Source organism: Micromonospora sp. NPDC023633, from assembly GCF_040640035.1.
Classification (GTDB): domain Bacteria; phylum Actinomycetota; class Actinomycetes; order Mycobacteriales; family Micromonosporaceae; genus Micromonospora.
Genome location: NZ_JBFABB010000202.1, coordinates 1 through 8,048 on the forward strand (window position 1 = coordinate 1; position 8,048 = coordinate 8,048).

Here is an 8,048-nt window from a genome sequence, read left to right on the forward strand (position 1 = left end):
TGGGGGCGCGGGCGAGCGGCGGCTCCCTGGTGCGGGCCGCCGCCGCGGCCACCGCGACCGCCGTCGCCGGCTGCTCCGGCGCGCCGCCGGCGGTCCAGGTGGCGGTCGTCTGGAGCGGCGGCGAGCTGGCCCGCTTTCGCGAGGTCGTGGCCGGCTACGACGCCGACGTGCAGGTGATCAGCGCCGGCAACGACATCGACGCGTTCCTGCGTGCCCGCCAGCTCGCCGGCACCAGCCCCGACGTGGCGATCCTGCCCAGGTCGGGGCTGGTCGTCGAGTACGCCCGGCGCGGCTGGCTGCACGAGCTGACCCCCGCCACCAGCTACGCCCTCCCGCCCGGCATGGCCGACCTGCTCTCGGCCGACGGGCGCCGCTACGGCGTCTGGGTGAAGGCGGCCCACAAGTCGCTGTTCTGGTACTTCCCGTCGATGCTCCCCACGCCGCCGCGCACCTGGGACCAGCTCGTGACGCTCACCCGGCGGCTCGGCGCGCGGGCCCGCGCAGGCGACGGCCCGGCGCCGCTGGCCATCGGCGCGGCCGACGGCTGGGTGCTCACCGACTGGTTCGAGAACGTGCTCGCCGACGTGGCCCCGCCCGGCTACTACGAGGCGCTGGCCCGCGGCGAGGCCGACTGGCGGAGTCCGTCGGTGCACACGGCGCTGGACCGGCTGGCCGAGCTGTGGAGCGTCGACGGCGCCTTCCCCGGCGGCGGCCGCCGGGCCCTGCTCACCCAGTACGAGGAGTCGGTGATCCAGGTGGTGCACCACCGGCGGGCGACGATGCTCTTCGAGGCCGACTTCGTCGACGACGTCAGCCGCCGGTTCCGGCGGGGCCCGGAGCAGCCGGAGACCTTCCGCTTTCCCGGCTCCCGGCTGGCCGACAGGCCGCTGATCGTCGGCGGCGACGCGGCCGTGGCGTTCGCCGGCAAGGCCCGCGGGGCGGAGCTGGTGCGCTGGCTCAGCGGCGGCTCCGCGTTCCTGCCGTGGCTCCGCGCCGGCGGCTACCTCTCCCCCAACGTGTCCGTGCCGCTGGACGACTACCGCGACCCCGTCCGCCGCCGCCTCGCCGCCGAGCTGCGCACGGCCGGGGCGGTGCGCTTCGACCTCTCCGACCGGCTCCCGGGCCGGTTCACCGGCTCCGACGGGGTGGGCATCTGGCGGATCATGCAGGACTTTTTCGCCGACGTCACCGACGGGGTCGCCGCCGGCAGGGCGGCCCGCCGGGCCGTGGGGCAGCTGGCGGCGGCGGCCCGGTCGGCGGGTGGCGGCCGGTGAGCCGGGTCCTGGGCGAGCTGGCCCTGCTCGACGACGTCGGGCCGCCCCGGCGCGGGCGGGCCTACCCGGCGGCGGGCGCCACCTCGACCCTGCTGCTGCCCGCCCTGCTGCTGCTCGGCGGGCTGGTGGCGTGGCCGGTGCTGCGTACGCTGCACGCCAGCGTCACCACCGACGGCCGGTGGGTGGGCGCGGAGCACTTCCGCACCGCGCTGGCCGCGCCCGGCACCGGCGCCGTGGTGGGACGCACGCTGCTCTGGGCCCTGCTGGTGCCGGCGGTGGTCACCGTGCTGGGCTACCTGCTCGCCGCCGCCTCGCGCCGCTCGCAGGAGGGCAGGCTGGTCCGCCTCATCCTGGTGGTGCCGACCGCGCTGCCGCTCGTGGTCACCGGGGTCACCTTCCGGCTGATGTACGACCCGGACCCGGAGCGCGGGCTGGCCACCCTGGTCGCCACGACGCTGACCGGCCGGTCGGCGGCCGACGCCCCGCAACTGCTCGGCCCCGGTCTGGTCACGGTGGCGCTGATGTCGGCGTTCGTGTGGGCGTGGGTGGGGCTGGCCGTGCTGGTGTTCCGGGCCGCCCTCGACGCGGTGCCGCCCAGCCTCGCCGACGCGGTCCGCGCCTACGGCGGCAACCGCCGCGACGTGCTCTGGGACGCGCAGTGGCGGCCCCTGCTGCTGCGGACCGTGGCGGTTGTGTTCACCCTGGCGGCGCTCGGCACCGCCAGGACGTTCGACCTGATCCTGGTGATGACGCCGGGCTCGGTGCGCGACGAGGCGTCGGTGCTCGCGCTGCGGGTCTGGCAGACCTCCAACGGCGCCACCACCGGCGAGGGCGCCGCGCTCGGGGTGGTGTGGCTGGTGGCGGTGGTCGCCGGCATGCTCGTCGCGGCGCTGTTCGTGCGGCAGGCGTGGCCGCCGCCCCGGGACGCGGCGCCCGCCACGCCCGACCCGGCGGCCCCCGCACCGCGCCGGGCGACCCGGCTGCTGGTGGCGGGCGCGGCACTCGCCTGGCTGGTGCCGCTGGGGGTGCTGCTCGCCACCTCGCTGCACGGCACCGTGGACGCGGCGGCCCGGGGCTGGTGGTGGAGCCCGCCCAGCCTCGACTCCTACGCGGACCTGCTGACCGGCGCCGAGCTGTGGCGCACGCTGGGCTTCACGCTGGTGCTGGCGACCGTGGTCACCGCCGTGGTGCTTGTCGTCGCGCTGCTCGCCGCGTACCCGCTGGCCTGGCTGACCGGGCCGCCCGCCCAGGCCACCGGGCTGCTGCTGATGGCCGCCAGCATCGTGCCGGTGCAGGTGATCGCCGGGCCGGTCAACGAGGTGCTCGGCGTGGTGCTGTCCTCGGGCACGGCGCGCGGCCTGGCGCTGGTGCACGTCGCGCTGGGCGTGCCGTTCGCCGTGCTGGTGCTGCGCAACGCGTTCGCGGACCTGCCCGCCGAGCAGGTGCGGGCGGCCCGGGTGGGCGGGCGGCACTGGTGGGGCACCCTGCGGCTGCTCGCCCGGCACAACCGTCCGGCCGTGGTCGCCGTCGCGGTGCTGGAGTTCGTGCAGGTGTGGAACGACCTGGTGGTGGGTCTGCTGTTCAGCGGGCCGGGCGCGCTGCCGCTGGGGCTGTTCCTCGCCGGCCAGACCCGGGGCTTCGCGGCCAACAGCGGGGAACTCGCCGCCGGCTCGGTCATCGCCTCGATCCTGCCGGTGCTGCTGGTGGTGCTGGCCCGTCGCCAGCTCGTCGCCGGCCTGGTCGCCGGGGGCGTCCGGTGACCGGGTCGGGTCCGCCCGGCCGCTCGCGGCGGCCGCGGAGGCTGAGCCTGCTGCTCGCGATCGGCGGCGTGGTCGGCGGGACGGTCAGCGCGGTGCTCGGCAACGTCACCGGCAACCTGCTCTCCGAACTCTCCGTCACCCAGCTCGGCTCCGCCAGCGCGGGGGTGATCGTGCTCGGCCTCGCCGCCGCCGTCGTCGTCGAGTGGCGCCGCCAGCGGCAGCAGGCCACGACGCCGGAGGACCCCGACGCCGCGCCCGCCGTCGGCACCCCCACCCTGCCGTGGCCGGCCGGGTTCACCGGGCGGGCCGGGCACGTCGACGCGATCATCGACCTGCTGACGAAGGAGCACGCGGTCGCCGTGGTCGGCCGGCGGGCCGTCGGCACCTCGTCCTGCGCGATCCAGGCCGCCAACCTGTGCCGGAAGGACTTCCCCGACGGGCAGTACTATCTGGACCTGCGCCGGGGCGGCCGGCGGCACGACGCCCGACAGGTGCTGACCGCGCTGGCCCGGATCCTCGGCACCCGACCACCGGCGTCGGGACGCGCCGACGACCTCGCCGACGCCGTCGACGAGCTGAGCGGCCAGCTCGACGGCCGGGCGATCCTCGTGGTGCTGGACAACGTGGACGACCCGGCCCAGGTCCGGCCGCTGCTGCCGCCGACCGCGGGGACGTGCCGCCTGCTGCTGGCCGGCACGGGAGCGCTGGCCGCGCTGGACGGGGTGGCGGCGCACGGGCTCGCCGAGCCGGACGCCGACGACGCCGTCGAGCTGTTCGCCGCCGCGGGCGCCACCGCGCCCGTCGCCCGGCCGCACCGCCCGGACCCGCGCACCGACCCGGCGGTACGCGCCCTCGTCGAACTCTGCGGACGGCAGCCCCGCACGGTCGCGGAGCTCGGGCGGCGTACGGCGCAGCACGGGTGGCGGCACACCGACGTGCTCGACGCGCTGCGCCGCGCCGTCGACACGCCCCCGCACCAGCACGTCGCCGCCTCCCCGGCGACCCAGCTGGTGACCGCCCGGGACACCGCCTACCACGCGCTGGGCGGCGAGGCGCGGCGGTTGTGGCGACTGATGTCGCTCAGCCCGGTGCCGCTGGACCGGCCGACGCTCGCGGCGCTCGCCGGTCGTCGCCCGGACCGGGTGGCCGCCCTGCTGCACGAGCTGGCCACCGGCGGGTTCGTCACCGGCGCGCCCGGTGACCGCTACGAGGTGCGCCCGCTGCTGGCCCCGTACGCCCGGATGCACCTGCGCGACGCGGAGCCGGCGCGGCGGCGGGTCGCCGCGCAGGCCCGGCTCACCCGGCACCTGGCTCGGCGGGCCGAGCGGCACGCCGCGAGCCTCGTGGTGGTCGGCTCCCCACCGGACCGGGAGCCGACGTTGGCGCTGGACGACGACCCCTACGGCTGGTTCGACCTGCACCAGGAGCTGCTGCTGGCCGTGGTGCGGGTGCCGGCGGGCGCGGCGGAGACCCTGCCGCGCCGGGTGCGCCGCTGGTGGTTCCGGCTGGCGGTGGCGCTGTGCGGGTGGCTCGCCCACGCCGAGCGGCTCGACGAGTGGGCGGAGGTGTGCCGCACGGTGCTCGCCACGCCCACGGCCGACGACCGGCCGGAGATCGCCGGCTGGGCACACAACGAGCTGGGGGTGCTGCGCCGCCGCCGGCACGACCCGCAGGGGGCGGCGACGGCGCTCAGCCTCGCGGTGGCGGAGCGGGGCCGGCGCGGCACCGCGCAGGCGCGGATGAACCTCGGCCTGGTGCTGCTGGACCTGGGACAGCTCGACGACGCGGTGGAGCACCTGGAGCTGTCGCGGCGGCACCGCTCCACGGCGGACCGGGCCGGGCACGCGCTGACCGACCTGGGCCTGGGCGCCGCCCGGCTGGCCCGGGGGGAGCTGGCCGTCGCGCACCACCACCTGGTCCGCGCGGCGAACGCCTTCCGCGCGCTCGGCGACGCCCGGGGCTACGCGGCGGCGCTGACCAACCTGGTGCTGGTGCACGCCGGGCTCGGCGAGCACCTCGACGCGGCGCAGTCGTGGCGGGCGGCGCTGCGCGAGTACGACTCCGTGGCCGACCCGACCAACCGGGCCGCCGCGCTGCTCAACGCGGGTGCCGCGCTGCTGACCGCCACGCCGGGGCAGGCCCGGCAGGCGTACGAGATGCTGGCGGAGAGCCTGCGGCTGCGCGACGGGCGGCCGACGGCCGGCCTGGGGCGGACGCTGCTGCACCTGGGCGACGCGGCGGTGGCCCTCGACGACCCGGACGAGGCCCGGCGGCACTGGGCGGACGCGGCGGGCGTGTGCGAGGAGGCGGGGGACGTCGACGGGCAGGCCGCGGCGGACGCCCGCCTGGTGGGCAGCGACGCGCCGGCCTGAGCGGGGCCCGCCAAGGGGCCCCGCCCGTGGGGCGGCTCAGCCGTCGAGCCGGCGCACCATGTTCATGATCGTCTCCAGCTGGGCGCCGCCCTTGATCGGGTAGTTGGTCGCGCCCAGGTAGCCCCACCAGTCCCAGCAGCCGTTCGGGTTGGTGGCCGCGGTGCTCGCCTGGGGATACAGCACGATCAGCTGGTTGGTGTCGGCGTACTGGTTGAGGTTGGCCCGGTCCACGAAGGCGGTGCCGACCGCGCCGTGGCCCTGGAGGCAGCCGTGCAGGGCGACGAGCAGCCGGCACGACCCGCCGGCGGCGCAGGACGCCGGCACGTAGGCGAATCCGTTCGCGTCCATGCTCAGGCCGTTGGCCCAGCCGTTGACCGCGTACGTGTGCTGGCTGAACCGGATCAGGCTGCCGCCCAGCGGGCCGGTGTTCGGCGCCCGCACGCTGCCGAGCAGCTTGCGCAGCAGTGCGCCCTGCGGGTCGGTGCCGCAGTCGGCGAGGAACGGCGACGCGGTGACGCCGCACGCCAGGGTCCCGTACGGGGTGACCCAGGCGTGGCCGGCCGGGGAGCCGCTGTCGTACTGCACGCTGGCACCGAAGTGCTGGTAGTACCGGACCAGGTCGTCGGTGACGGACTTCTCGACCACGCTGTCGTTGGCGCCGTGGTAGACGTACACGGGATCGCCGGACAGGTTGCCCACCGGGTCGACCCAGCCGTAGGAGGCCCACGTCCGGGTGTACGTCTGCAGGGCGGACACGTTCGTCGGGTAGACGTTGTCGCCGCAGCCGTCGAGCGCCTGGGCGACGTTGTTCTGCGCGCAGTAGTACGGCCCTGCGGCGAAGACCGCCGCGCCCCGGATCCGCGACGAGTAGGCGACGTGGAGCTGGGTGGCCATGTAACCGCCGGAGGAGACGCCGGCGACGTACACGGCGGAGACGTCGTAGGCGCGCAGGCTCCCGGCGACCGGGGCCTTGGTGGCGGGGGTGGCGGCCCGGGCGGGGGCGGCGGTGGTGAGGACGAGCAGCAGGGCGGTGACGAGGGCGGCGGTGGCCTTCAACGGTGGGGTCATGGCGCTCTCCTGTCCGGGAGCGGGGCGGTCGTGCCGGCGTGGGCCGACGCTAACGTGACCCCGCACACAGTGGACATGAGTGCCGTCGACACCTCGGGTGACGTCGGTGTGTCCCGGATCGACACAGGGTCGACGCGGCCGGCGGGGCGGCCCTCACTCGGCACGCCAGACGGCCTCGCGGGGCGGACCGGGCTCGGCCCAGCACAACCCGCCCCTCGCCTCCACGCCCGGCAGGCCGTCGACCATCCGGCTGATGTCCACCACCGACGCCAGCGCCACCACGACGTCGTTGCGCAGGTCCGCCACCGCCGCCTCGAGGTCGTCCTCCTCCGCCGACCAGTCGATGTCCGCCGCCCGCAGATCGGCCACCGCGTGGTCGGTGAGCACCTGCGGGTCGGTCACGGCCACCGTGAGCCGGCAGTAGATGTTGAGGGTGAGCGGTTCCGGGGCGCCGGCGTCGGTCATGCCCCTCAGCATGACCCACGCGGTCAGATCGGGGCCAGCCGCTTTCAGTTAGGGATTGACCTAAGTGTGGGGCGCGGGCATACTTAGGCCCATGCCTAAGCAATCGGGCGGCGGAGACGGCAGCGACGACGGGGCCCTGGACGGCGTGTTCCACGCGCTGTCGGACCCGACCCGCCGCCGGGTCGTCGAGATCCTGGGCCGGGGGCCCGCGACGACCAGCGAGCTCGCTCGTCCGTTTGACATGGCACTGCCGTCGTTCACCCAGCACCTGGGCGTCCTCGAGCGCTCCGGCCTGGTGACGTCGGAGAAGAAGGGGCGGGTGCGGACCTACCGGCTCGCCCCCGGGCCACTCGAGCACGTCGACACCTGGCTCGCCGGTCAGCGCGCGATGTGGTCCCGCCGCCTCGACCAGCTCGACTCGTTTCTCCACGACCTGAAGGAGCAGCAGACATGACCGCCTACCCGAGCGTGAACGACAATCTCGACCTCGTCCTGGAGCGCACCGTCGACGTCGCGCCCGAGCTGGTCTGGAAGGCCTGGACCACGCCCGAGCTGATCGTGCAGTGGTTCGCCCCGCGGCCCTGGTCGACCTCGTCCTGCGAGATCGACCTTCAGCCCGGCGGCAGGTTCCACACCGTGATGCGCTCGCCCGAGGGCGAGGAGTACCCGAACACCGGCTGCATCCTGGTCGTCGAGGAGGGCTCGACGTTGATCTTCACCTCGGGGCTGGGCCCCGGCTTCCGCCCCCAGGTCGCCGGCGACGACTTCCCGTTCACCGCGATCATCAGGCTCGAGCGCGCCGGCAACGGCACGAAGTACACCGCCACGGCGATCCACGCCGACGCCTCGGCGAAGAAGTCGCACGAGGAGATGGGCTTCGTCGAGGGCTGGAGCGCCGCGCTGGACCAGCTGGTCGAGGTCGTCAAGGGCCGCTGACGGCCGTGGCGGCGGCGCCGGATGAGGAAGCGGCCGGACCGGTGCGCACGACCGGCTGGTCCCTCATCCCGCCGCCTCGCCTTAGAGAGTGTTGTGATACCTGGACGTGACCTTCGCTGACTGTGTCAGCGAAGATCACTTCTGTGTCGCTGTGTCTGTAAACCGGTGTACGA

The 8,048-nt window shown here is 75.7% G+C and carries 7 protein-coding genes; 5 read left to right on the forward strand and 2 right to left on the reverse strand.

The window, feature by feature from the left end; translation table 11 throughout:
• The 3 genes from AB0G13_RS33015 to AB0G13_RS33025 form a co-directional block, all read left to right on the forward strand.
• The coding region (locus tag AB0G13_RS33015; RefSeq protein WP_357883094.1) for an extracellular solute-binding protein at window positions 1-1,274 on the forward strand (1,274 nt) is incomplete at its 5' end.
• Window positions 1,271-3,034: an ABC transporter permease subunit gene (locus AB0G13_RS33020; protein ID WP_357883097.1), complete on the forward strand. Its 1,764-nt coding sequence runs from the start codon at window positions 1,271-1,273 to the stop codon at window positions 3,032-3,034. The genes AB0G13_RS33015 and AB0G13_RS33020, both read left to right, overlap by 4 nt.
• Entirely contained in the window at window positions 3,031-5,406 is a 2,376-nt protein-coding gene (locus tag AB0G13_RS33025; protein WP_357883100.1) for a tetratricopeptide repeat protein, read from the forward strand. Before AB0G13_RS33020 ends, AB0G13_RS33025 begins: the two co-directional genes overlap by 4 nt.
• A gap of 36 nt (window positions 5,407-5,442) precedes the next feature.
• On the opposite strand, the gene AB0G13_RS33030 is transcribed toward AB0G13_RS33025, so the two are convergent.
• On the reverse strand, window positions 5,443-6,474 hold the full coding sequence (locus tag AB0G13_RS33030; RefSeq protein WP_357883103.1) for a PHB depolymerase family esterase: 1,032 nt from the start codon (window positions 6,472-6,474) through the stop codon (window positions 5,443-5,445).
• 153 nt (window positions 6,475-6,627) lie between these two features.
• Entirely contained in the window at window positions 6,628-6,939 is a 312-nt protein-coding gene (locus AB0G13_RS33035) for a hypothetical protein (RefSeq protein WP_357883106.1), read from the reverse strand.
• Window positions 6,940-7,030: 91 nt separating this feature from the next.
• On the opposite strand from AB0G13_RS33035, the gene AB0G13_RS33040 reads away from it, so the two are divergent.
• Complete coding sequence (locus tag AB0G13_RS33040; protein WP_357883109.1) at window positions 7,031-7,393, forward strand: metalloregulator ArsR/SmtB family transcription factor; 363 nt, start codon at window positions 7,031-7,033, stop codon at window positions 7,391-7,393.
• A complete protein-coding gene (locus AB0G13_RS33045) occupies window positions 7,390-7,875 on the forward strand; it encodes an SRPBCC family protein (RefSeq protein ID WP_357883112.1) in 486 nt (161 codons plus the stop codon). The genes AB0G13_RS33040 and AB0G13_RS33045 overlap by 4 nt, the downstream gene beginning before the upstream one ends.
• The last annotated feature ends 173 nt before the right edge of the window (window positions 7,876-8,048 follow it).

Excerpts from the sequence above, each read along its gene's own strand:
- AB0G13_RS33030 (WP_357883103.1), bottom strand. The coding sequence starts at position 6,474 with ATGACCCCACCGTTGAAGGCCACCGCCGCCCTCGTCACCGCCCTGCTG.
- AB0G13_RS33040 (WP_357883109.1), top strand. The coding sequence starts at position 7,031 with ATGCCTAAGCAATCGGGCGGCGGAGACGGCAGCGACGACGGGGCCCTG.
- AB0G13_RS33035 (WP_357883106.1), bottom strand. The coding sequence starts at position 6,939 with ATGACCGACGCCGGCGCCCCGGAACCGCTCACCCTCAACATCTACTGC.
- AB0G13_RS33045 (WP_357883112.1), top strand. The coding sequence starts at position 7,390 with ATGACCGCCTACCCGAGCGTGAACGACAATCTCGACCTCGTCCTGGAG.